The 26011-nt window shown below is 45.4% G+C and carries 14 protein-coding genes; 5 read left to right on the top strand and 9 right to left on the bottom strand.

The genetic code is table 11. From position 1 onward, the window contains the following. The first annotated feature begins 47 nt into the window (after nucleotides 1–47). The 4 genes from FLA_RS05890 to galB all read left to right on the top strand — a co-directional run bounded on the left by FLA_RS05890 (nucleotide 48) and on the right by galB (nucleotide 7079). Complete coding sequence (locus FLA_RS05890; RefSeq protein ID WP_076380171.1) at nucleotides 48–2693, top strand: TonB-dependent receptor; 2646 nt, start codon at nucleotides 48–50, stop codon at nucleotides 2691–2693. A 61-nt stretch (nucleotides 2694–2754) separates the two neighbouring features. After that, nucleotides 2755–3825 (top strand): sensor histidine kinase, encoded by a 1071-nt coding sequence (locus FLA_RS05885; protein WP_076380172.1) that lies wholly within the window; start codon nucleotides 2755–2757, stop codon nucleotides 3823–3825. Next, entirely contained in the window at nucleotides 3803–4534 is a 732-nt protein-coding gene (locus FLA_RS05880) for a LytR/AlgR family response regulator transcription factor (protein ID WP_076380173.1), read from the top strand. Before FLA_RS05885 ends, FLA_RS05880 begins: the two co-directional genes overlap by 23 nt. 88 nt (nucleotides 4535–4622) lie before the next feature. Then, nucleotides 4623–7079, top strand: a complete 2457-nt coding sequence (gene galB / locus FLA_RS05875; protein WP_231940399.1) for a beta-galactosidase GalB — start codon at nucleotides 4623–4625, stop codon at nucleotides 7077–7079. A gap of 204 nt (nucleotides 7080–7283) precedes the next feature. On the opposite strand, the gene FLA_RS05870 is transcribed toward galB, so the two are convergent. From FLA_RS05870 to FLA_RS05860, 3 genes are all read right to left on the bottom strand, one after another. Next, nucleotides 7284–7622 carry a HigA family addiction module antitoxin gene (locus tag FLA_RS05870; protein ID WP_076380174.1) on the bottom strand — a complete coding sequence of 113 codons (339 nt, stop codon included), beginning with the start codon at nucleotides 7620–7622 and terminating at the stop codon, nucleotides 7284–7286. 42 nt (nucleotides 7623–7664) lie between these two features. Then, nucleotides 7665–7943 (bottom strand): type II toxin-antitoxin system RelE/ParE family toxin, encoded by a 279-nt coding sequence (locus tag FLA_RS05865; protein WP_076380175.1) that lies wholly within the window; start codon nucleotides 7941–7943, stop codon nucleotides 7665–7667. Between the two features lie 138 nt (nucleotides 7944–8081). Continuing rightward, nucleotides 8082–10700: a T9SS type A sorting domain-containing protein gene (locus tag FLA_RS05860; RefSeq protein WP_144264069.1), complete on the bottom strand. Its 2619-nt coding sequence runs from the start codon at nucleotides 10698–10700 to the stop codon at nucleotides 8082–8084. Nucleotides 10701–11459: 759 nt separating this feature from the next. Between FLA_RS05860 and FLA_RS05855 the strand changes: the two genes are divergently transcribed. After that, the gene (locus FLA_RS05855) at nucleotides 11460–11858 is read left to right on the top strand and encodes a hypothetical protein (protein WP_144264070.1); all 399 of its coding nucleotides are present in this window, start codon (nucleotides 11460–11462) and stop codon (nucleotides 11856–11858) included. 213 nt (nucleotides 11859–12071) lie between these two features. On the opposite strand, the gene FLA_RS05850 is transcribed toward FLA_RS05855, so the two are convergent. The 6 genes from FLA_RS05850 to FLA_RS05825 all read right to left on the bottom strand — a co-directional run bounded on the left by FLA_RS05850 (nucleotide 12072) and on the right by FLA_RS05825 (nucleotide 26010). Continuing rightward, nucleotides 12072–14894: a glycoside hydrolase family 95 protein gene (locus FLA_RS05850; RefSeq protein WP_076380178.1), complete on the bottom strand. Its 2823-nt coding sequence runs from the start codon at nucleotides 14892–14894 to the stop codon at nucleotides 12072–12074. Nucleotides 14895–14924: 30 nt separating this feature from the next. Next, nucleotides 14925–15917, bottom strand: coding sequence for an alpha/beta hydrolase family protein (locus FLA_RS05845; protein WP_076380179.1), 993 nt, complete (start codon nucleotides 15915–15917; stop codon nucleotides 14925–14927). Then, nucleotides 15917–17491 (bottom strand): MGH1-like glycoside hydrolase domain-containing protein, encoded by a 1575-nt coding sequence (locus tag FLA_RS05840; protein WP_076380180.1) that lies wholly within the window; start codon nucleotides 17489–17491, stop codon nucleotides 15917–15919. The genes FLA_RS05845 and FLA_RS05840 overlap by 1 nt, the downstream gene beginning before the upstream one ends. A 23-nt stretch (nucleotides 17492–17514) precedes the next feature. After that, the gene (locus tag FLA_RS05835) at nucleotides 17515–20265 is read right to left on the bottom strand and encodes an alpha-d-galacturonidase (RefSeq protein WP_076380181.1); all 2751 of its coding nucleotides are present in this window, start codon (nucleotides 20263–20265) and stop codon (nucleotides 17515–17517) included. 93 nt (nucleotides 20266–20358) lie between these two features. Continuing rightward, nucleotides 20359–22332: a sensor histidine kinase gene (locus FLA_RS05830; RefSeq protein WP_076380182.1), complete on the bottom strand. Its 1974-nt coding sequence runs from the start codon at nucleotides 22330–22332 to the stop codon at nucleotides 20359–20361. Between the two features lie 78 nt (nucleotides 22333–22410). Beyond that, entirely contained in the window at nucleotides 22411–26010 is a 3600-nt protein-coding gene (locus FLA_RS05825; RefSeq protein ID WP_084206320.1) for a malectin domain-containing carbohydrate-binding protein, read from the bottom strand. Between the last annotated feature and the right edge of the window lies 1 nt (nucleotide 26011).

Genomic DNA, 26011 nt, shown 5'->3' with positions numbered 1-26011 from the left:
GCAGGTGTTTCGTCATAACATAACAGCACAGGTAGCTTTGTGCTGTTATGAAAAAACTTATACTCTTATTGCACATTCTTTTAGTAGCAGGCGCCCTTTCCGCCCAGATGCCCAAGATGCCTGCTTTGACCGTGCACCTCTACGGAAAAATTACTGATAGCTTAGGCAAAGCGGTAAACGGCGCTTCTGTAGTGCTGTTGCAACAACAAAAAGATTCTGCCACAGGCAAAAACAAAGATATTTTACTGAAAGGCGCCATCACCAAATCTTCCGGCGAATTCAACTTTGAAGACCTGTCTGTAAAAGGACCACTTACCCTCAAAGTAGAAGCTACCGGTTTTGTAGTATGGCAGGAAAGAGTAGCCTTAATGCCGGCAGGCCTTCCCGGAGGTCAGGGCGGTAACACGCCTCCTGCTGGCATGCAGGGTGCTCCCACAGGTGGTATGCCCGGCGGCATGGCCGGCATGTCAATGCCCACTATCGAAAAAGATATGGGTAAAATCAGCCTTATCAGCAGCAACAACACGCTGGAAGGTGTGGTAGTGACCAGCTCCGCCAAGCCACTAATGCAATTAGACCTCGATAAAAAAGTATTCAACGTGGAAAAGAACATCGTCAGCAACGGCGGTACCGCTTTAGACGTAATGAAAAACGTTCCTTCTGTGAACGTGGATATCGATGGTAACGTAAGCCTTCGCAATAGCTCCCCCCAATTGTATATTGATGGTAGACCAACCACACTTACCCTGGATCAGATACCAGCTGCCACCATCGAAAGTGTGGAGGTCATTACCAACCCTTCTGCCAAATATGACGCAGGCGGCGGCGGTGCAGGTATTTTAAACATCGTGCTGAAAAAAGACCGTAAAGTAGGCTATAATGGCAATGTACGCGCTGGCGTGGACAGCCGTGGCGGAACTAACACCGGCCTGGACTTTAACGTAAGGCAAGGCAAGTTTAACTTCAATGCCAGTGGTATGATGAACAGGATGCGTGACCGTACAACCGGTACCACCGACCGTTTAAACCTCAGCACCACACCACAAACTTCCGTGTACCAGTCTAACGTAGACAAAAACATCGGTACCATGATGTTTGGTAAAGTAGGGCTGGATTACTTCATGAACAACAAAACCACATTCTCTTTTGAAGGCGTGCGTGTGCATGGTGAGTTTAAACCACAGGGCGTGCTGGACATCAGCACCGACAGCCTGTACAGTGGTGGTACCACCAACTCATTCAGCCAGCGTAACTCCAACACCAACCGTGTATTCAATGGTGGCGGGTTAAAACTGAGCATGAAGCACCTGTTTAGCAAAGAAGGGGAAGAATGGACAGCCGATGCCAACCTGTTTGGTGGTAAAAACACCAACAACTCGTTATACGTAACAGACTATTACAGCAAAGGCCTGGGAAGTGATATACTGAACACCGCCCGCCAGCAAACCATTGGCTCCGGTAAAGACAGGTTTTATACCTTCCAGACCGATTACGTAAAACCATTAAGCAGCAACACCAAACTGGAAGCCGGTTTACGTGCACAATTGCAACACATCGAAAACTCCACCTATAACTACAGGTACAGCGATGCAGATGGCAAATACAATGTTATCAGCAATGCCAGCACCAACTACAAAAACAACCAGAATGTATATGCCGCTTACGTATCTGTAAAAAGCAGCATCAAAAACTTTGGTTACCAGGTAGGCCTGCGTGCAGAACGTTCTAACTACGATGGCGACCTGCTTACCACCGGCGAACATTTCTCTAACAAATACCCGGTAAGCCTGTTCCCTTCTATCTTCTTAAGCCAGAAGTTAAAGAACGACCAGCAGATTCAGTTAAGTGTTACGCGCCGCATCAACAGGCCTAACTTCTTCCAGCTGATTCCGTTTACCGATTATTCCGATAGCTTAAACATTACAAGAGGTAATCCCAACCTGGTGCCTGAGTTCACCACCTCTTTTGAATTATCGTATATCAAAAACTTTAACCGTACCACTACTTTCCTGGCGTCGGCTTATTACAAGCATACCACCAACCTTATCACCCGTTATATAGACACAGCTATCAACGCGGTATCGGGTAACCAGGATTTAATTAATACCTACATCAATGCCACCTCCAGCCATACCGCTGGTGCAGAGCTTACCTTAACCAACAACTTTACCAAATGGTGGGATGCAAGCACTAACATCAATATTTATAATTCTAAAATAAACCCGGCAGCGAACGTTACCGCTCAGGACGCCTTGTGGAGCTGGTTTGGTAAAATGAACCATAACTTCAAGCTACCCGCCAACTTCACCTTCCAGTTAACAGGCATGTACCAGTCTAAAACCAACCTGCCTACCAACGACAACAAAAACAACATGGGAGGTCCTCCGGGACAAGGTGCACAAACCGCTTCACAGGGTTATATCAAATCATTCTATAGCATAGATGCAGCAGTGAAGAAAACATTCCTGAAAAACAACGCCGCTTCTGTATCGTTAAGCATCAGTGATATTTTCAGATCACGTCGTACCGATCAGTATTCAGAAAGTGATTATTTTACACAATACTATAGCCGCCTGCGTAACCCGCAGCTGGTGAGATTGAACTTTACATATCGCTTTGGCAAAATGGACGTTTCGTTATTCAAACGCAAGAACATGAATAGCGAGAGCATGCAAACACAGGGTATGCAATAATAAAAAAAGCACAGGATAAGAAACAGCAATAGCTTATCCTGTGCTTATAAAAAGACACTACATGAAACCGTCTTTAGAAAATAAATGGTTGAAAATAGCAGTCCATGTAGCCGCATGGATTTTGGTATTTTCGTTACCTTACCTGCTCAGGCATTCCTACGACAATGCGCGCCCCAACGGCCACCAGCCGCCTCCCTTTACTTTATTCACTGCCTTTATAGACCTTACCTGGATAGGCTTGTTTTACCTGAACACAGAAGTGCTTGTACCCCTGCTTACCAATAAAAGAAAAGTAACTTTATTTATTGTTTCCCAGCTTGTCGCTTTCGCTGCCATATTGCTACTGCATTATTTCATGTTCACTTGTTGTTTTGAATTCAAAGACCATGAAAAGCGTCCGTTCAACATTCTCATCTTTATCGATTTCAATATTGTATTGTTTATCCTTGATGTGGCAGCCAGCATAGCCTACCGCATGATAGCCGATAAATTCCGTGCTGAAGACCTGGAAAAAGAAAAACAGAAAGAGAATCTCAAAACCGAGCTATCCTTCCTGCGCTCACAAATCAGCCCACACTTCATGTTTAACGTGCTCAACAACATTGTTGCCCTGGTACGTTTGAAGTCAGAAAAACTGGAACCGACTATATTTAAACTCTCTTCCTTAATGCGGTATATGCTGTACCAGTCAGACGAAAAAAAAGTGCCGCTGAAAAAGGAAATTGAATACCTTCAAAGCTATATCGACCTGCAGCAACTGCGCTATGGCGATAAAGTAGGTGTAAACGTTGCCATCAATGTACCCGATGGACAATTGGAGATAGAGCCCATGCTTCTGATCCCATTTGTAGAAAACGCATTCAAACATGGCACCACCTATATCACCAGCCCGCAAATTGAAATAGAAATGCTGGTAAAGAACAGGATGCTGTATTTTATGGTCAGCAACAAATTCAGCAGTAATAAAGACGAAACCAAAGACGATACATCAGGCATAGGCCTTACCAATGTACAACGGCGGTTAAAACTTTTATACGGTGCAGACCACGAGCTGCACATACTGGAAAAAGATGGTTGGTTTTCTGTTTCACTACAATTAAAATTGCACGATGTTACAATGTATAGCAATTGACGATGAGCCACTGGCACTTGCCCTGTTAGAAGATTACATTAGCAAAGTGCCCTATTTACACCTGGTAGCCAAATGCTCCGATGCCTTTGAAGCCACCAAAGTAATGCAGGAGCATGAAATAGATCTCATTTTTGCCGACATACAAATGCCCGGCCTTACCGGTATTCAGTTTATACAAAGCCTGCCTACCAAACCCATGGTCATATTCATCACCGCTTACGAAAAGTTTGCACTGGATGGCTATAGCCTGGATGTGGTAGACTACCTGCTAAAGCCGGTAGAAATGGACCGCTTTGTAAAAGCATGTAACAAAGCCAACGAACTGTACCAGCTAAAGCATGCTTCCAAGCCTGCCGCCGCCACAGCCAGCAGCGCCCAACCAGCCCCTACCTACTTTTTCGTAAACGCCGATTACAGCCTGGTAAAAGTGCAGTTTAACGATATCACCTGGATAGAAGGCCTGCGCGACTATGTTAAAATTCATCTCAAAAGCACCGCCAAGCCACTGATTGTACGCTCCGGCATCCGTGCTATTGAACAGGAACTGCCTGCCAGCAACTTCCTGCGGGTGCATAAATCATTCATTGTTTCTATTGACAGCATTACCTCCATTCGTAAAAACAGCGTGTTTATCAACGAAATGGAAATTCCCGTAGGAGCCGTTTACCGCGAAGCCATAGACAAATTAACCGGCAAAACCGGCGCATAAAGGTTAAAATATTTCTACATCCCCCTAATAAAAGCATCTTCCTATTCGGAAAGATGCTTTTATTTTGACATCTAACGTACAATTTACTATGATGCAAAAAGGACGCTTATTAGGACTTGCGCTATGTTGCTGTGCCATGCACACCTCATTTGCACAGGTACGCTACGAAATGTTACTGGAAAAGAACTGGAAATTTACCAAAGGCGATGTAAGTAATGCAGCAGAGCAACAGTTCAACGATGCAGCGTGGCAAACCGTTACCGTTCCCCACGACTGGGCCATTTACGGTCCGTTTGGACAGGACAACGACAAACAAAACGTAGCCATTACCCAAAACGGAGAAAAAGCAGCGAGTGTAAAATCCGGCCGTACCGGAGGCCTGCCTTTCATTGGCACCGGCTGGTACCGCACTCACTTTACTGTTCCGCAGTTCGGTGCCGGTAAAAAAGTAAGTATCATTTTCGACGGCGCTATGAGCAATGCCGTAGTATATGTAAATGGCCAGAAAGCCGGTAACTGGGCTTACGGCTACAACTCTTTCCACCTGGATGTAACCAAACTCCTTCTTCCCGGTAAAGAGAATACCCTGGCAGTACGTTTGGAAAACCAGTCAGAATCTTCCCGCTGGTATCCCGGCGCAGGTTTATACAGAAATGTACACGTAGTTGTAACAGACGATATTCATATCCCGGTATGGGGCACTTACGTTACCACGCCTGTAATAGAAAACGGTTTTGCCAAAGTAAACCTGAAAACACAGGTAGAAATCCCCGGCAACACTTTTAAACCATTAGTACTGGTTACCGAAATCAGGGACAACAAAGGCCAGGTAGTATCTAAAGCCAGCAACAACCTCACCACTTTAGACCAATTCCAGTTCAGCCAGGACTTCGGCGTTGATAAACCCGAATTATGGTCGCCCGAAACTCCTACCCTGTACACAGCAGTTTCCAAACTGTACGATGGCCAGGAGCTGAAAGACGAATACACTACCACTTTCGGTATCCGCACTATCAAATATGAAGCGGTAAAAGGCTTCTCCCTAAACGGACAGGTACGCAAGTTCAAAGGCGTTTGTAACCACCACGATCTGGGCCCACTGGGTGCAGCTATCAACGTGAGTGCCCTGCGCCGCCAGCTGGAAATATTAAAAGATATGGGTTGCGATGCCATACGTACCTCGCACAACATGCCCGCACCGGAACTGATGCAACTGTGTGATGAATTAGGCTTTATGGTAATGGCAGAATCATTCGACGAATGGAAAACCCCTAAAGTAAAACACGGCTACAGCCAATACTTCTCCGAGTGGGCCGAAAAAGATATTGTAAACCTGGTACATTCCAACCGCAACCACCCCAGCGTAATCATGTGGAGCATCGGCAACGAAGTTCCCGACCAGGGCGCACCCGGCGGCAACAAACTGGCTAAATGGCTGCAGGACATCTGCCACCGTGAAGACCCTACCCGCCCCGTAACAGTAGGTATGGACCGTATTGACGACGCCATCACTAAAAACTTCGCTGCCGTATTAGACATTGCAGGCTTCAACTACAAGCCACACCGCTACGCCGAAGCCAACAGCAAATTACCACAAGGTTTTATCATGGGCACCGAAACCGCTTCAACCATCAGCTCAAGAGGGGTATATAAATTCCCGGTAGAAAAGAAGCAGGTGACTGCCGATGCCGATAACCAATGCTCTTCTTACGATTTAAACTATTGTTACTGGAGCCAGGTTCCGGATGATGAATTTGTAAAACAGGACGATTTACAATATGTAATAGGTGAGTTTGTATGGACAGGCTTCGACTACTTAGGCGAACCTACCCCTTACGACGAAAAATGGCCTTCTCACAGTTCTTACTTCGGCATTGTAGATCTGGCCGGTATTCCTAAAGACAGGTTCTACCTCTACCGCAGCAGATGGAACCCAACACAACAAACTTTACACATCCTGCCACACTGGACATGGCCTGGTCGTGAAGGACAGATAACCCCTGTGTTCGTTTACACCAACTATCCTTCTGCCGAGTTATTTGTAAACGGCAAAAGCGCCGGCAAACGCACCAAAGACACTACCACCAACCAAAGCCGTTACCGCTTAATGTGGAACGATGTGGTATATCAACCCGGTTCCTTACGCGTGGTAGCTTACGACGCTAATGGCAAAGCAATAGCAGAAGAAACTGTTACCACCGCAGGCAAACCACACCACGTAGAACTGGTACCTGAGAAAAAAACAATCAAAGCAGATGGCAAAGAACTGGCCTTCTTCACTGCTAAAGTAGTAGATGCCAAAGGCAATCTTTGCCCTGATGCTGATAACCTGTTACAGTTCACCGTAAAAGGCGCTGGCACCTACCGCGCAGTAGCCAACGGCGACGCCGCTAACACCGAACTGTTCCACCTTCCTCAAATGCATGTTTTCAAAGGCATGTTAACCGTAATTGCCCAATCTACCGAAGAAGCCGGCAACCTTACCATGGAAGTAAAAGCAGCAGGCATTAAAGGCGCATCTGCCACTGTTACCACCACTAAGTAACTATACACTACCATAATAAAAAAGGGTGACTCAAATAATATTGAGCCACCCTTTTTCTATTAAATCACTCTTTACCTCATCCAATAAAAGCAAAGCTTTTTAGTCCTGTTTGTCTTATTTCAGCCTGATCACACACCACCTGATCTCCTCCCCCGCTCCTTTTCACCATCACCTCTTCCCACAACTTACAACTTCTCCTAAAACCTAAACCCTCGCCATCACACGTGCTTCCAAAGCTGCCGTTTGCGCCTTTGCTCCGGAATAATGATGAATATCCTTCAACACCACCTTCTTCCCTGCATGCCACAGATCAAACCCCTGCTGCATATTCAACCACAATTCGGGGGTAGTTCCAAAAGCCTTTGCCAAACGCAACGCCATTTCTGCGCTTACACCCGAATGCTCGTTAATAAGCAAAGAAACCGTTCTACGGGCAACCCCGATATTGCCGGCCAGCTCGGTAACACTTAACCCCAGTGGCTCTAAATACATTTCTCTTAACATTGCACCCGGATGCACCGGTGCCATTCCTCTTTTTAACATAAGTAACCTGGTTCACTTGTATTCCGTCACCTACGGTTTTCACTAATGATAATCATCGTAATTGATCAGGTACACATCACCATCTTCAAACTTGAAAAAGATACGATAGTTACCGGTTACTGTAATTGACCAGTATCCTTTCAAATCACCTTTTAGCTGGTGCAGCCCCGACCCGGGAAAATTTACATCTTCTACAACCACCGCACAATCTAATAGCACAAGTATGTTTCTTATTTTACCTATTTGCGCCGGCGGCAGCTTTGACCCGTCATTTTTGGTCCAGAGCAACTTTAACCCTTTGTGCTGAATGCCTGTTATCATACATTTAGCTTTACAAATGTAACACGTTATGTTACAAGTTACAAATTATTTTTCCTCTTTTTAAAAAGCCCGCCCGGGACCGGGCAGGCCATTTAACATGAAAAACTGGCTGCTTAGTAAACAAACTTAAAACCCAGGTTAATTCTTCAATACGTTAGCAGACGCCATCTTATCTCCTTTATCAGATATTAATTCAATGATATACATACCAGCAGCATAACCACTTAAATCCAATTCATCTTTCTGCGTTTCACTGCTATGCCATATCCGTTTCTTCTGTAGCTCCGCACCGGCATTATTGCGCACGATGGCATATACATACTGATCAACATAGCCCGTAAACACAATAAACAACTTCCCGGCTGTAGGATTAGGATAAGTCATCAGTGTAACCGGCACATTCGCCTGCGTTACCGCAATGGTGTTAGACGTGATCAAACAACCTTCTGTGCTGGTAATAGTGCAATTATAAGCACCTGTATGGGCCGCATCCACCTTATAGGAAGCCGTATGCGCATCGGCCACTATTTCACCGTTCCTCAGCCACTGCATAGCGCCTGTAGCATCTGTTACAGTAGCAGTAAGCGTTACAGCACCATTTTCACTAAGAGCAGTACTACCTCCCGCAACAATGGTTACCTTACCAGCCGCTTTAGCAATAATGGTAAAGCTGGTAGTCACACTATCCGCTCCACCATGTGCTGTTCCGCCATTATCTTTTACAGTAACAGTAACCAATGCCTGTCCGGCTGTACTGTCCTTCACCTTGTAACGCAACACCGTAGTACCGTCAGATTCCCTTATCACCAGCAATTGTGCAAACAGGGATGGATTATTGGTGCTCACCGCTACGGTTACACATTCATCTTCCCCTTCCGGCCCGCAGGTAATACCGGTAAGCGGCAAGGTCTGGTAACCCGCATTTTCACACACTGTCTGATTTGCTACCGCATCAATGGTAGGCGGTTCATTCAGATTATACACCTTCACCACCAATGAAGTATCGATATATCGGTTTTGCATAGTAGCCCGTACCCGCACATGATATTCCTTTTGCTGTTCATAATCCAACAAAGCAGCGGTTTGCAGACTATCCTTCCCTATACTAAACAAACTGTTATCTGCATCACCAGCGCCCGCCACAAGGGTATATACTGCACCTGCATTACCCGATGCCAGTGATAATTTTCCGGCAAGCGTTCCCACCGGCTTGTTCTCAAATAAACTATCATGCGCAAAACGCACTGTATCATCCAATGCCACTTCCCGTAATAACACCATCACCTCTTCCGGAGCCGAAGTATTACTACCATCCCCTACAGTCACCATTAATTGAAAACCGGCATACGCCTGATCGTGCAATACCGATTCATTCGCTACCGCCAGCTCACCGGTAGCACCGTTTACGGCAAAAGCACCGCTTACATTCCCCTGCACAATAGTCCAGTTTTGCAAAGTAGTGCCCACAGGCCCGCGCGCAGTACCTTTCAGCGTACCTACTATTGTTCCAGCATTACTAAACCTGTCAGCAGTAAAGCTTTGCATAGGAGTTACTACAGGAGCCACTGCATTAATAGTCAGGCTGCGTATGGCAGCCAGTGTAGCGCCACTGGACGGAAGCGTTACATTGGCAGCCGTAGCCATTGCATTCTGAATAGTACCATTGTTCAGCTTCAAAGCAGCGGGCGATAAATAATCCAGCCGCACAGCAGTATCGCCCGGCTTCACTGTATACAGAAAAGTAAGCGCACTTCCGCAGGAACCGGTCACATACACAGCCCTGCTACTATCCTTACCCACATTTAACTGCAAATAAGGAACGCCCGCAGTAGGGTTCACAATTACATTCTTATTAAAATATACCACAATATTAATCTCATCCCCTGCCTTATACACGCCATCAGGCATAGTAGACGCCACCGCTATTACCCGTGGCGCACTGGTATCCGGCTGCTCCGTCACAGAAGTATCTGTATTTTCAGCCGGCAATTCAATCAATGGAGGTAGTCGCCACGTAGGCGCTGTGGAAGTCAGTGAAAAAGTATTATTCCAGTTGGCATTATTGTTAATCATAGCACGTAAAGCAGCGGCGCTAGCATTATACCCTCCTTTGTAATACCCGGCTGTGGTAATTTTTTGTATGGTAACAGCCGGATCAGTAACCCACACCCCGCAGGTGCTGCATAAAGCAGCGGGATACACTGAAAACTCACTGGAACCGGTAGCCACACTACCCACATCCCAGCCCTGTGCAGTGGTATTAGCCGTTTTGAAGAAGTGTAACCCAGCCACCAAAATATCCGGCGAAGGCCAGGTGCCCGTATAAGCAAACAACTGATCACCTGTAGTAGCCAGATCAAAAGATCCTGATAACCTTGTAATCGAACCTTTATCCACCGTGATACTAGTACCTGCCACAACTCTTACCTGCTCACCATATCGCAAATGCTGCGTAGCAGTCCATTTCAACACACCTTCCCCGCCAGCCCTGCCAATTCCCGTAGGCAGCCAGCCATTATCCGTAAAGTACACTTCCGTCCCGGTATCAAAACCCGACGACTTCAAAACCATAAAGGAAAAGGTATCAGCAGCAGGTGCCTGCCTGGATACATAACCGGTAAATGCAATATCTCCGGCTGATAAAGGAGTTTGTGCACGAAGCACAGAAGACGCAAGCAAAAAAAGAACAATCAATAAAAACTTTTCATATAGCATACAACCATGCCTTCTCAGGCAAACACCGTATAGTGTTTTCATAAGTAGTCGTTTGGATTACGGATTAACTAATTTTAAAAATCGGTGCGAATATAAAAGACTTAACAAACAACATAACGACAATTTAAATTTTTATCTATTCTAATTTTTCTATATCATATACACGCACGCAATGATTATTATGTAAAATATTATACAATATACAAATATCACACCCCACTCCACAGCAACAGAAATAACACTTCGCACCTATGCCATTCCTTCCCAATAAAGCCAACAAACAATCCCGCGATACAAAAACTATCCACCACAAACTTCATCACCTTCCACAAAAACAACCTTAACAATAATTATTTGAATAAACAATACACCATCCAAAAAGCACAACCACCTCCATTCACAAAGCGCACCTATTCACCTTACAACCACTAATACGTTACATCAAAAAACAAACACTCACTCAACTAAAACAAAACGTTCCTGCAACACACCTGCCTATTCCCTCAGCACTATTAGAAATTCATTAGAACACAGCCGCCACAATACTTTAAACACACCCAACCGCAACACCAAACCAGCTTACAACTAACAGTTCACCCGCCCATTCCCCGACGTTTAGCTATAAAAAACCGATAGAGTTAACAGTTTTAACAACCAGCAAAAACAAGCATTTTATGCGCACTTTATATGCAAAAACAAGAGATTAAAAATGGAATGTTACACAAATGTTATAACTACCTTTGGGATGTAATTTTTCTGTTCTTTAAACGTCTTATAAGTGGTGATTTAAAACAACCAGTTATGAAGAAGATACTGATTATAATGCTCACACTAGGGATAGTGTCCGGAGCATCCGCTCAACGTCATGGCGGGGGCGGTATTAGGGGAGGATATGGTGGCGGTACAAGAGTAATAGTATCAGCCGGTGGTTATTACCCTTTCGGGGCATATTATGGTTTTGGAATGCCGTGGGGCTATGGATGGGGTTACCCGTATGGAAACGGATATGGCACCGCTTACAGACCTTCCAGACTTGATATGCAAATCGAAGATATTAAGCACGATTACTCTGATAAAATCGCATCTGCACGTATGGACCAGGGGTTAACGCGTAAAGAAAAAAGATACCAGGTAAAAGCGTTAAAAAGAGAACGTGACAATACCATCTTTGAAGCAAAAAAGAATTACTATAAAAAGTAAACCCGTTTTTCAGCAATGGTTCTTTTCGGATTAGAACAAACAAGGCGCAGAATATCTGCGCCTTTGTTATAACTATTCCTTTGTAAATCAATCATTTTAATACAAAATCTCCTAATATCTCCTGCACAAACTGCAACTTACAATTCCTTCTGGCTGCACCTTATTTTTACCAGTACAGGCAAAACCAGACTCTATTATTATCATTCCACCTATCTAATCCCAACGAACTATATAAGTACCTCCGCTCGTAACCGGCAAGCTCCGGTGCTGACCCTTATACACCAGCCTGCAAATACCTGTTACCAACGAACGCACCTGTACCTGCTGCAAATGACCATCTATCCAATTGAAATTCAATTCAAAACCTCCTCTTGCACGAATTCCTTTCACACTTCCTTCAGATAAAGCCGTTGGTAAAGCAGGCAATAATTCAATCTCTTCTCCTTCACTTTGCACCAGCATCTCTGCCAAACCCGCCGCACCACCAAAGTTGCCGTCAATCTGGAATGGCGGATGCGCGTCAAACAAATTCTGATACACTCCGCCCTGCTCTACTCCATTATGTTCGGCCGGGGTTAACAAATGTGATAACATCAGCATAGCATGATCTCCCTCATGCAATCGCGCCCATAAATTCACCTTCCACGCCAGACTCCAGCCTGTACCTCCATCCCCGCGATACAATAAGGATCGTCTTGCAGCCCGGTACAAATCAGGTGTTTGTGGAGTTATCTCCTTTCCGGGATACAATGCCCATAAATGAGATACATGTCTGTGCGTATTAGAGGTATCATCCTTATCCTGCATCCATTCCTGCAATTGTCCGTATTTCCCCACCTGATTAGGCGCTATCTTCCCGCAGGTAGTCGCCCATTGCAACACCTGCTCCTTATCTACCTGCAATACAGCCGCCGCAGCAATACAATTACGGTATAAATCCCTGATGATCTGGTGATCCATAGCAGGGCCAGCTACCAACCCACCTTGCTCTGGAGAATTAGAGGGCGTGCTTATTAACCATCCTGTTGCACTATCCTTCACTAAAAAATGATCAAAAAACAAAGCAGCAGATTTCATTACCGGGTAATACACCTTTAAAAAAGCCTTATCCAGCGTAAACTGGTAATGATCCCAGATATGATGACATAGCCATGCTGCACCAGTAACCCATATACCATGATTAGAAGCATTAATAGGAGCTGTTCCACGCCACAAATCCGTATTATGATGCAACACCCAGCCTGGTGCGCCATAATGCGCAGCAGCAGTAGCCTTACCCGCCACACTCAATTCCTTTATCATCTCAAACAAAGGCCTGCTACAATCCGATAAATGCAACAGATCTACCGGCCAGTAATTCATTTGTAAATTAATATTGGTAGTATACTTACTGCCCCAGGGTGGCGTTAGCAAATCATTCCATATCCCCTGCAGGTTAGCTGCCTGTCCACCTGCACGTGAAGAAGAAATAAGCAGGTAACGGCCATACTGCATATACAAACTCAATAATCCCGCATCAGTAGCAGGCGTAAATTGCCGTATACGTTCATCCGTAGGTAACTCAGTTCTGTTATGTGCTCCCAATGATATGGCAAAAGGCGAAAAGTAATCTTTGTAATCCCGCACATGCTTTACTTTCATAGCAGTATAGCTCAAATTCACCAACGCCCGCATCCGTTGCGCACATATAGCATCCGGGTTACCCGACACATCCTGGTAATTCTTATAGTTTGTTGCGGCTGCCAGGTAAAAAAACACTTCATCCGCGCCTGTTACCACCAGCTCATTTTGTTGCACATGTACCTTACCTCCCTTCGCCCGCACCTTTAAATAAGCCACACCATGCAAGGCTCCATTCTTCACCTGCACCTGTAAGCGCAATGTGCTATCATTCAAGCGTTGCACCTGGCAATCTTTATGCGCAGCCCCTAATACACCAGCAACAGAAACAGCCGCATGCTTATCTGCTGCCACACGCAACACCATTATTTTATCAGCAGCACTCGCAAAATAAGTGCGCGTATAACCAACACCATTAGCCGAATACTTTACTTCTGCAAGCGCATTGGCAATGTCTAAAGTTCTTGTATAGCCCGTCACATTCCCCATACCCGGAAAACGCAGGAACAAGTCACCAAAAGGCTGATAACTACCTTGATACTGTGGATAAGCAGGTGGGCTATCATCCTGCACAAAATATCGCCACTCCAGCGACAAAGCAATACCCTCCGAAGCCTTCATCCCCTCCGGATATACAGTAAATATCCGCTCATCGTTCTTCACTCCCGCAAAACCACCTTTATCATAGAAGTTAATTACCTGTATGGCTATATCATTCACTCCCTCTTTTACCGCACCAGCGGCTATAGTATATACTCTTTTATTAGTCCCCCCTTCTCCACTACCTACCAACCCACCATTGACATAAGTAAAATCAATATCTCTTATCTTACCCAAAGCCAGCACCAGGTTCCTGCCCTTCCAGGCTGCCGGCAATTCAAACCCTGTTCTAAACCAAACAGCACCATCCAGCCCCTCCAGCCCAGCCGCTTCCCAACCATTCAACACCGGCAAACGCATCTTCTTCCATGTATGCACATCTACACCTGGCATAGCCAAACTTGTGTCCTGCCTTACTTTTTGCAACCAGCTCTTTTTCTGCACCGCATATACATGATCATCTATATCCTTCAAGCCCATAAAATGTTCGCCTGCCAATGCTTCGGCTTGCTGTTGTTTACCTGCGGCCAGCAAGGAACGAATAGGTTGCAAATACTCCACAGCACCTTCACGTGCATAAGCACGTGGCCTGCCCGTCCATAGAGTAGCTTCATTAAACTGAATATGCTCTTCCTGCACACCTCCATATACCATTCCGCCTATGGAGCCATTGCCAATAGGAAGCGCTTCCGTCCACTTTGTTGCAGGCTGTTTATACCATAACAGCAGGCTGCTATCCTGTTGTGCAACAACCGGCATACTCCCCAGTAATGCACCTGCAACAAACACTTTATGAAAACGGAAACAAGCAAGCATATAATCGTTTAGTTTTATTATCAATAATTTCTACTGCTGCAACAACCATGCACACCACTCATTCGCCACCTTATCCCAGTTAAACACTTCATAGTTGATACTACCATCCTTACGCACAGGAAAATAGTTATGCTCTGTGCCTATATATACTTTGTAAGTAAAGTTTTTCTTATGCCGGCGAATGCTTTCCAGCCGCCAGTAATCATTTCCATAGGCTGAATGATCTTTAGAACCATAACTCACCAGCACCGGCATTTTCAATCCATCCAACAAGTGCATCAATGGATGCGAAAAACTATAAGTGGTTTGATAACTATCCATACCGGTATACCCCGTATCTGTAGGATTATCTGCAATCTTCTCCCAAAGCGCAAACGTTTTTTCTCCTTCACCCGCCGTATCCGTTTCTGTATCCCTGCCCATACGAACCATACTCATGATCCTTCCCAATGGATTACCGCCTGAATAAATCAGCTGGGTTACTTTTTTATCTTTAGCCGCCAGGTTAGCTGCTATACAAGCCCCTTCCGAATGTCCGGCAATCACCAGCTTACCCGTTGCCACCCAGGGTTGCTTCTCTAAAAAACGAAGCACATATTCATCGCGTTGCACATAATAATCCAGGTGATTATTTCTCCGGTAAGTATCCGGTAATCTCCCTGTAGAATCCAGGTATACAAAATTATCTCCCAGTTGCTTTTTCCCTGCCTGCAAAGGCACACCTGGCTTTCCTGCAATTACCAGGTGATAATACTGTGAAAGACTGTCTGTATTAAACGGAAATACACCATACATTCCATCATCATCATATTTCAATAAAGGCTGCGCCATACTCCCCTGGCAAAAGAAAAATAAGGGCTTCTTCACCTGCTCTTCTCCTTTTTTGCTTTTTACGAGAATATGCACTGTATCGCCTTTATACACTGTTTGCACCAGGCGGCAGCCATAGGCTTCTACGGGTTTATCCTGGGCGCAGGCAACACTAAAACTTAATAACGCAAGAACAAAAGACAGTAGTTTCATTAAATAGTAGCTTTCAATGCATTCAATTTAACACTTTGCGCCACTTTTTTACCATTCACCCACAATTGAAATCCTTTTCCTTTGTTAAAATGCGTTCCTGTTTTATCCCAGATGATGGTGAGTATTTTACCATGATAAGCCACCTTATCCAAACAAAACCAATCCCACGCACCTTCCGGCAATAATGGAGCTACTACCACCGTGTTTCCCTCCGCTGGTTTCAGGCCTACTAAATCACTGATAACCAGGTCAGCAAAGCCCGAGTGATTATAAAAGCTGCTGCGCTCATTATCTCCCTTTAACCAATACCCTGTTTTTTCATCCTGGTATTCGCCAATATAAGCATCCCCGTTCTTCTGATGTGATAAAGCATAGGTATGCATCGCCTGCAAAAAGGCAGCTGCACCCGGCACGGTTGCATCCTTTTTATAATTATTCAGCAGGTTAGAAAATGCTTTTAATGTTTGCGTAGAAGCAAAAGGCCAGACAGCACCATCCCATTCACAGGAATGTCCGGTACCATGTGTTCTGAAACCCGGATGCCTTCTTTCGGCCGTGGTTAATCCCCACGGAGCCCAAAAGCCGGCGGTATCTGTTAATTGCTTCCAGGCAGCAGTATATTTCCCGTTGTTGGCAGGCAGGTTAAAATACCAGGGAATAAAACCGATCGCTTCCCGTGCATCCGACAAACCACCTTTCTCTAAACGGGTTTTAAAAAACTCCGCTTTATCATCCCACAAGCTATCCTGTATCAACTTACGTAAGTCGATAGCTTTTGCTTCGTACTGCTTGTGTAACTGATCTTCCTTCAACAACTTACCCATCTGCGCCATAGCCACTGCATTACCATACATATAACTGTTAATGCTTGGGCGCATATTCTTTACCTTTCTGCCACCGCTGATACTTTCTTCCATCGCATCCTTTACATCATACTGCCAGAACAAGCCGCTGGACAATAAACGTTCTTTCTCCCAGTTTACATATTCGGTATCCATATCATGGTAAAGCGAACGAACCAGGCGAATATCCTGCTGCACTTTGTACAACTGGTACACTGCATCTTCCACCCATCCGCTAAACCCATGCAAACGGGGCGCTTTAAAGGTTTTATCCAATTGCAACCAGAAACGTACATACTGATTGATATACTGCGTATCCAGCAGCCAGCGTCCTTCATAAATATGATGCCCCAACGCGCTGCTTACAGAATTGTGTTTACCGGCATGTTTCACCGGTGTAATAAACTCCGTGAATATAAAGCCGTCCGGCGTTTGCTTCAAATGCTTGCGAAACGTCCACCAGCGGTAGTAATATATTTTTTCTATCACACTATCCGGGCAAACAAACAAAGGCACGTTGGCCGATAAAAACTCCAACGCCTTTGCATCCGGAATATAGTTCTGCACATCCTGCGTATCAATTGCATTAAACCGGTTTACATACTGCTCCAAAGCAATGGTGGTGAGCAACGCCCCTTTCCTTTGCTGGGCTAAGCCGGATAAGCTTCCCCCTGACAATCCTACCAGCAAAGCAATTATCAATATAGCACGTGTCCTGTTTACAGGTTTCATACAATCGTTTTTATAATATTCTCTTATTCAAATAACCAATCCAGTTCTAACTTAGTTACACCCGGCACCAGTCCTGCATCATATGCTTTCACCAGTTGCCCTTCCTTCACAAACCCCAGCACCATCACTGCGCCTTTACCTAAGACCAGCGTATGCGTACCAGGTTTAAAGGAATAGCTATGTACATTCACAGCCGGAAAGCCTGTTATCACTATACCATTGGCAATCTTCGTTTCGGCCTGACCATAATCGTTGGCACTGGCATTGGTTTCCAGCTCCGGCTCGCCCAGCATGCCCGGGCCTTTTTTATTAAAAAAACCTACCAGCAATTGCACCGGCTGCTCTGTTGTAAAGGTAATGGTAGTGCCTTCCTTCATCTGTTGCGCTTTATTAAAACGCAACCCCGTTAACGATACCAGCTCAGGCGCATAGTTTTTAATCACCGACATAGTATCACTAAACATCTGCTGCCCTACGGCAAACGCATAAGTACCTTCTGTTTTGCTGAGCACTGTAACATTCGCGGCTTCCAGCAATGGCTTCTTACCGGCGCCTGCTGCCACCGCTACCGGATGACGCAAGGAATCTATATTATGTTTGAAAACAGCCAGCTCTTTCTGATAAAAAGGCAATAGCTCTACCCATGTTTTATTCTTACCATTATCACCACCAATAGGAATTTTACGCTGCGCCGTTTGCATGCTATTGGCATAACGATAAGCCCCCTTTGTTATATCTGCCAAAGTGCTATAATAAACAACACTCTTTTCCAGGTGCGGCAATGCACTATCCAGGTCACTTAACTGTTTGGAATATTTATAGCGTAACACCCAAAGGGCCGCCTGTGCTTTCTCTGCAAAACAATTGGCAAGTGCACGATAACAATACATATCGTTTTTAATGCGTGCAAACTCCGCCTTATTACTGCTCACTGCCAATGCAGCAGCATCAATAGCCTGCACCGCTTTTTCTCCGTGCGCTATCACCTGTTGTATAATATCCACCGGAGTTTCACCCATATGCTTTTCCTGCTTCCATTCTTTCTCTGCATACTCAATCAGCATCTCGCCTTCCGGTCCTTCTGAGTTATACAATAAAGTAAACAACCCAAAGCGGAACGGATTAATCAGCTGGTTCATAAACATACCCAGCGTTAAGGTTTGCCTGTTGCCATCTGTAATACCAAAGCGTCTTAACAACTTGGGAGCAATCTCACCCGCTTCTTCATACGCGGTGAGTATCGATTTTCCGGCGGCTGCATTGGCACCAAACTGACCACCCAGCAAGCCACTCCAATACGCAACCTCCGCTTCCCTGCTACGGTTGCAGTTCCAGGCATAACGCGCCCATTCTTTATACCATAACCAATCACGCTCAATTTGTAATAAACGAGGAGTGGCACTATCTGCAGCGTAAGGCCAATCCCAGTAAGAAGACTCCGGATACAAATGCAACGCATTACCATTGTGTACGCTGTGCATGGCCTGTACGCTCTTTTGTATAAAATCAGCGCTACCATAACGAAAAGGCTCCAGGTTTGCGAGTATATGAACATTCTCTATTTGCACAGGCGCTGCCTTACTTAAAGTACGATGCAACTCCGCCCACGGGCCACGCGGCTGGTAAGTAGTTAATGCTTCCCCATTATATTTGGCTTCGGTATATAAGTTCTTGTATAAAGGCGTAGCTGCCTTCATCACTTCCGGCGCATCGGTATCATGTGCGCGCAATACAATAGGAGGTTCCTCTGTTTTCCCCAGCAACTTCAACCCGTCCTTTACACCGGGTATAATCGTTTTGGTAAACCATTCTATATCATCATTGCCCACGCCTTCCATAGCTTCCCCCAACGCCACCATCAAACCAACGTTCGGATACTTCTCTACAAAAGCAGCAATAGACTTACGTGTATAATCAGCAATCACAGGAATAATAGGCCTTTCCCTGTCCTGCGTTTTCATATGATGATATTCTGCAAATGGCTTCGATACGATAATGTTATAAAACATCTGTATCACCCATATGCCGCGCTTATCAGCTTCGGTGGTGAGAAAACGGTATATCTCTTCATTCTTTTTAAAAGTAGCTTCATCTACCTCTACTGCATAAGGATAATCTTTCAGCTTCACCAGCGAAGCAAACGGATGCCCGTTCCACAGATATAATGAGTTCATGCGGTTAGCCACCATAGAATCCAGGTAGCTGATCCATAACTGCTTATCATATAACCAGGGAAATGTTTCAGGCGTATAAGGATATTCATACACCGTGCGGCCCGGCAGGTAATAAGGCTTTTGCAGGCCTACACAGGCACCACGCAATACCATCTGGGGTTTATCTGTTACATGGATAGCAGCAGGTAACACACCAACCGCCTGTATTCTATCGGCAAGTTCCATACAGCCATATAAAACACCCGAAGCAGCACTGCCACTAATAGCAATAGTATTACCGGAGCTACGTATAGCAAACCCTTCTTTGCCATATGCTGTATCTCCGGCAGCCGGCCATCCTTTGGTAGTTTTTTGTAAAATATTATCACCCTGTAAACCGGCAATAATGTATCGCTGTCCCTTTTTAAAAGCAGCAGAAGAAGTAATCTCTGCCTGGTACCCGGCTTTTTGCAATGCCGCCACCAGTTTTTCGGCCCCAAACCGTATTCTTACATGACTTTGCTGCGGAATTACCACGGTAACCCTTTCCGGAAAAGGCTTAAAACCACTTACTAAACAATAGAGAAAAAATACGATCAGTGAATTGTAGAATCTGCTCATGGCCGCCCTCGTTAGTGCAATTTAAATAGTGAAGGTATAGGCACACCCACCGGCGAACAATGTCACATCTTTCTGTAATAATGGATCATCTTACTATTTGCAAACAGGCAGGCTAAAGTAAAAATACGCACCCTCATTCAGCTCAGATTTCACCTTTAAAATCCCTCCGTTCGCCTCAATAAACTCTTTACACAACTTAATCCCCATGCCCGTACCTTTTTCATGACTGGTACCCTGCCGGGAATAAAAACTTCCGGCATCCATCAAACGGTTCACATCTTCCTGCGTCATTCCCACTCCCGTATCTGCCACATACAACTCTACCCGGCCACTATCCAGGCTCCATGCGGCTCCCGCCGTTACTTCACCGCCTGCATGCGTAAACTTAATGGCATTATGCAACAGGTTTAATAACACCAGCCGCAACTGGCCAATATCTGCATGCACACACACACCTTCCACTACAGTAGCAGTGAGTACAATATTCTTTTTCTTCGCAGCCACCCGGTTATCATTCAATACCTCCTGTACCAGCTGTTTCAGGTCTATCGATTCTGCCTTTGGCTCAATTTTATCCATCTGGGTAAGCGACCAGTGAAGAATATTATCCATCGTAAACGCTATGCGGTTCAGTTCCGTATCAATCTCTTTTTGCAGTTTGCCCAACCGCTCCGTACTGTTATTGCCCGATTGAGCCTGCTCCATCAACCAGCGCAGGTTACTGACAGGTGTTTTAAAATCGTGTGACACTATGCCCAGTAACTGGTTCTTCACCGCATTACCTGCCGAAAGCCTTTCCATAGCATCCTGCAATTCGCTGGTACGCTCCTTCACCTGCTGCTCCAGCAATACATTGTGCTGGGTAATCAGGTGAATGGTTTCCCGTTTTAGCAGAAGATAGCGGAAACCCAGCGTAAACGACAACAGTATCACTTCCACACCCGACCCTATAGAAATAGCCTGCAATGTCCAGGTCTGCACTTTAAACAGCCCCAGCACCGATGCCGCAAAAAACACGATTACCAACAGCAAAATGCTCCAGGCCAATAAAAAGTAAAAAGCAGGCTTATATTTTTTCTGGTAAACACTAATTGACAGTATAATAATTAGTATGGGTGTAACCAGACTGAGTATTTCTTCCTGGTGAATAGCCGCCGCCCGGTGCCCCGTAAAACAGGTAATAAGCGTAATACACATAAACCAATTGATCACCTGTAAAACCTTTGTAAGCTTAGGCGCATATATCTTACCCTTTAAAAATGAAATGGCAAAGCTGATCCCGAACATATAAGCAATAGCCACCAGGCTAACCCCATATTGACAGATAAAATCAGCCACACCCTGCCCCATAAACACCCGTAACCCGCGCAGGTACAACAACACATATGCACCCAGCGCCGACAAATAACCTATGTAATACAAATAGCTTCTTTCCTTTACCCAACGATATAGCGACAGGTTATAAAAAAATAAAGCCAGTATAATGCCGCCATATATCAATTCTGCGCCATACATTCTCACATAACTACCCCAAAGTCCCTCTGCCGTTACAGCCGTAAGCGGTATAATCACCGAATTGCCTGACCGTACCCGCAGCCAGAATTCCAACGGCTTGCCCGAACTATCCGGCGCAGGCAGTAAAAAACTATATCCCGCCGCCGGAAAGGCATTGCGCTCCAAAGGCCGGTGACTACCCGCTTCCACGGTATGCAGCCGCCCCTTGTGATAATAAAATAAATCAACCGTATCAATATTGGAATATTCCAGCAGCAGGTAAGCATTGCTGCCAGAGGTGTTGGCTACAGCACCGTGTATCCATACAACACCATTCAAAAAGCCATAAGAAAGTATTTTTTCGCCTGTGCGAACAAACTTATCCGCGTAAAAGGGCTCACGTACTGATTCCAGTTTCAACTGACCACTGTAATCAATAAAGCTTTCGGTAAAAGGCATGCCCAGCACATTATTCTGCTGTTGCGTAAGCTGTATTACCTGCACGTCACGAGCCTGTATCACTGCAAACGGAAAAAATAAAGCAAAGCAAAGTAAAGCTGTCTTTATGGGCATATTGTGTTACTAACATACGCCTTTTACCAAAACATATGCCGTTTTGCCCCTTAATTTGAAATTAAAGGTCCGGTTCGGTTATTGAACCTCCAACTTGTCCAGAAACAAGGCCCCTTCTTTCACCGGAACAAGCTGTATCATATATACACCAGCATTAATATTTGTGCCCGTGGTCGTATAAAAAGTCTTCCATTTAGTATCTGCCGGAGCAAAAAACACCTTATCATGCCGCATCAACGTACCATCTGCCTGGCGGATGGTCAACCACACAGGCTCCTGGGCATTGCTTCCTGTACGATACCGTAGACGTAATTCGTAAGTATCCCCCACGCCTACCGTAATTTTCCAGGCAGCTGTATCTGTGGTTTCCCGTAAGGGAATGTACCCTTTGCCAGTAAAACCCTTGATAGTACTATCCAGCCGCTTGCCTTGCCGCACTGCATCAGTGGCCAGGTAAGTAGTTACCGGTCTTTTAATCTTTTCTGCTTTCTCATAAGCCGAGGGGTAATGCACAATTACCGTGTACATCTCTGCTTCGTCACGAAACGCTTTTCCGTTCTCCCACAGCGAATCAGGCATATTTACCAGGTCGTATTTGCCACCAGTACTCAAACGTGTAGACTTTTTCAATAAACGGAACACTGTTCCACCGTGTGCATCACTCACCAGCGAATCAGCTACAGGCTGGTATTGTTTCATCCATGAAGGCAAAGAGTCTATACGTTTATCCACAGCAAGATAAATGTCAGCTGGCTTTTGCAATCTTAATACCGCTGCTGCATCAACACGCTGCTTATCCCGGGAAACAGTTTGCACCCATTCATCACCAAACAGGTAAGATGGAATGTAATGAAAGCGAACCGAATCATCAGCATACTGTAAATCACCTTTATCCAGCCAGTTCCTCCTTCGCCACTCATCAGGCCTGCTCCACGTATCATCAGGAATCATGGTAGGCACCAGATATTGCTCATTTGTAGCTGCTATAGCGATAGCCGCTATCACAGCTTGTGAAGATTGTACTCCCGGAAAACTGATAGAGATTCCTTCCTTATCTTTTACATTCACTTCTACTACCTTTTTCACAACCGTATTTATCCCTGCCTCCTTCCATATATCCAGGTTTTTAATCACAGTTTTTCCATTTACAGCTACATCAAACACACGCCATTTACTACAATCCATTCCTCCTCCTGTACCATACCAGGGTTCTGTAAAATAAAGCTCTATACGATACCTGCCAGGTGCAGCCCAGAAGTTATAATACAAACTATCCCGCCCATAACGGCAGGTTTGAAACAAAGGCCAATCTTTACTATTTACAACAGCATCAAAACTATGTCGCTGGCTGGCTTGCATTCCTGTCATTCCATCAAAACCATTTCCCCACGATTGACTTACAAACAGCCCCCTTCCACCATCCAGAAATGACTGATCCCCTATCCATTCATTCCCATTTACATCTGTATAGTCAGCTCCACCACAATTCACACGATACCTGTAATAATATCCCTTAGCCGGCTGCGTAATGTTCACCGACTTCTTATACAGTGCCTCAAAATGAGGCGCCTTAGGCAAATGCAGCAATACGATATGATCCTGCGCCACTGGCTTGCCATTCACATATCCCTGCGCATACAGCACATTATATTGCACCGGCACATCATCCCACTGAAAGTGACTGCCTATACCACCACGCTTTCTTTTACCCAGTGATACCTGGTGCTCCATATCATTGAATAACTCTACTTCATCACAATTAGAATACACGGTAATACCACTTTTCACACCCGGCGTTAACCATCGCTCCGGCCAGGTATGGGATACGATATATACCATAGGCTGCGTGGCTGGTGATGTAAAATTGGCCCGGTACATATAAAAAGCATCCGTAGGCTCGCCCCATATAGTAAACAGGCCCTTGTTGTTCACAGGCCCCACTTTATCTATATACCTGTATCCTTCATCCGGCTGTACACGGCCGGGGTTATCATGCGAATACAATAACCAATGAAAATGACCGGTAGTAAAGGCTTTCACCGAATCTGCCAACCGCACTTTCATTTCCATTAACTGCGTCATGCGGTCTTCACTCAATGGCCCTTTCTGATCAAAACACCCCTCCGTATGCATATCAATACTACGCCACGCGCCGTATTCACCCACTAATCCCTGCTTCATCAAATCACTACCATAATCGGCAGGATCACCACCATAGGTACCTGTCCAGTTCTGCAGCACATTCCAATCTGTACCTGTTCCGCCGTTGCAGGTGGTGATCAGGCGTTGTGTACTGGCGGTTTTATCCATATCGCGAATGATATCCGAACACTCACGGGCAAAGCTTTCCGGCAGGGTACTTTCATTTTCCAGCCCCCATAATATAATAGAAGGACTATTCCACCGCTCCCTGATCCAATCGCGCATCAGCGTTTTAAAGTTGTGAGCAAACTCCGGTAAATCAAACCAGATATGCGCCGAAAACTGGGGCCACCATAATATACCCAGGCTATCCCAGTATTGCTGATAACGCAGGTTATGCGGCTGATGCGCATCACGAAAAGCATTGAAACCCGCAGCTTTTACCTGCATGGCACGTGCATAAACTTCCGTAGCCGTAAAAGCATGACTATTGCCTAATAGATGTTCATACTCAGCAGTACCATTCAAAAACACAGGCTTCCCATTCAGTAGTAACTGTTTATTCCCTGCCGCATCTGTAAGCCATTGCACATACCGGTATCCAAACTTTGCATCCAGTGCGTCTTTTACCACACCCTTTTCTATCACCCGAACCGTAGCCTTATACAAATAAGGTCTTTCCGGACACCACAACACTGTTTTATCTACCTGCGTAGCCGTTTGCACGGTTTTGGTTTCACCGGCCGCTAACTGAACCTGTTGCTGCCACGTGAACACTTTACGGTTTACGCTATCTGTAATCACCGCTTCCACCGTTACGGCATGTGATTGTTTACTGTAATTCTTTATTTCCGCAGTAAGGTTCCCTTTCGATACACCATTGGCTTTAATAGCGCTATCACTCCATACATGTATACCAAAAGGTTCTACACGCACTGCATCTGTAGCTACCAGATGCACCGGCCTGAAAATACCCATCGGTTGCGATCCTTCCGAAAAACCCTGCTCTTCCGAGCAACCACCGCACACCCAGGGTAAGGTTCTGATAAAGCCCGGATGGTCTGCTTTTACTGCAATGGTATTTAGTTTACCCAATTGAGCCGCCTCCGTTATGTCTATTGTAAAGGAAGTACGGCCGCCTGCATGACTGCCCACTTGTTTACCATTCACCCATACGGTAGCAAATGAGTTCACCCCTTCAAACCAAAGAAACAATTGCTTACCGGCATAAGAAGGGTCTATCACCAAAGTTTTACGATACCAGGCATATCCATGCCGGTTACCATGCTTTAACTGCCGGTAGCCTTCGTATTTGTCCCAGGTATGTGGCACACTTACCACTGCCCATTGTGCATCTTTAAAACCAGTGGCTTCAAACCCCTTCCAGGCATCGGCATCACTGTTATGCGCTGTAGTGCGCCAGCCGTCTTCCAGCAGCACATCCCTGCGCAGGCCTTGTGCTGCGGCAGTAGAACAGTACAATGCCGCCACCAGCAACACACTACAATACCAACGTTGTATACAAACACGAATCATC

The organism is Filimonas lacunae (assembly GCF_002355595.1).
Classification (GTDB): domain Bacteria; phylum Bacteroidota; class Bacteroidia; order Chitinophagales; family Chitinophagaceae; genus Filimonas; species Filimonas lacunae.
Note: the sequence above shows the minus strand (reverse complement) of the source record. Positions and strands in the feature narration are given on the sequence as shown.

What these genes read in the sequence shown, in the direction of transcription:
- FLA_RS05890 (WP_076380171.1), top strand. Translation starts at nt 48, where the DNA reads ATGAAAAAACTTATACTCTTATTGCACATTCTTTTAGTAGCAGGCGCC.
- FLA_RS05885 (WP_076380172.1), top strand. Translation starts at nt 2,755, where the DNA reads ATGAAACCGTCTTTAGAAAATAAATGGTTGAAAATAGCAGTCCATGTA.
- FLA_RS05880 (WP_076380173.1), top strand. Translation starts at nt 3,803, where the DNA reads ATGTTACAATGTATAGCAATTGACGATGAGCCACTGGCACTTGCCCTG.
- galB (WP_231940399.1), top strand. Translation starts at nt 4,623, where the DNA reads ATGATGCAAAAAGGACGCTTATTAGGACTTGCGCTATGTTGCTGTGCC.
- FLA_RS05870 (WP_076380174.1), bottom strand. Translation starts at nt 7,622, where the DNA reads ATGTTAAAAAGAGGAATGGCACCGGTGCATCCGGGTGCAATGTTAAGA.
- FLA_RS05865 (WP_076380175.1), bottom strand. Translation starts at nt 7,943, where the DNA reads ATGATAACAGGCATTCAGCACAAAGGGTTAAAGTTGCTCTGGACCAAA.
- FLA_RS05860 (WP_144264069.1), bottom strand. Translation starts at nt 10,700, where the DNA reads ATGAAAACACTATACGGTGTTTGCCTGAGAAGGCATGGTTGTATGCTA.
- FLA_RS05855 (WP_144264070.1), top strand. Translation starts at nt 11,460, where the DNA reads ATGAAGAAGATACTGATTATAATGCTCACACTAGGGATAGTGTCCGGA.
- FLA_RS05850 (WP_076380178.1), bottom strand. Translation starts at nt 14,894, where the DNA reads ATGCTTGCTTGTTTCCGTTTTCATAAAGTGTTTGTTGCAGGTGCATTA.
- FLA_RS05845 (WP_076380179.1), bottom strand. Translation starts at nt 15,917, where the DNA reads ATGAAACTACTGTCTTTTGTTCTTGCGTTATTAAGTTTTAGTGTTGCC.
- FLA_RS05840 (WP_076380180.1), bottom strand. Translation starts at nt 17,491, where the DNA reads ATGAAACCTGTAAACAGGACACGTGCTATATTGATAATTGCTTTGCTG.
- FLA_RS05835 (WP_076380181.1), bottom strand. Translation starts at nt 20,265, where the DNA reads ATGAGCAGATTCTACAATTCACTGATCGTATTTTTTCTCTATTGTTTA.
- FLA_RS05830 (WP_076380182.1), bottom strand. Translation starts at nt 22,332, where the DNA reads ATGCCCATAAAGACAGCTTTACTTTGCTTTGCTTTATTTTTTCCGTTT.
- FLA_RS05825 (WP_084206320.1), bottom strand. Translation starts at nt 26,010, where the DNA reads ATGATTCGTGTTTGTATACAACGTTGGTATTGTAGTGTGTTGCTGGTG.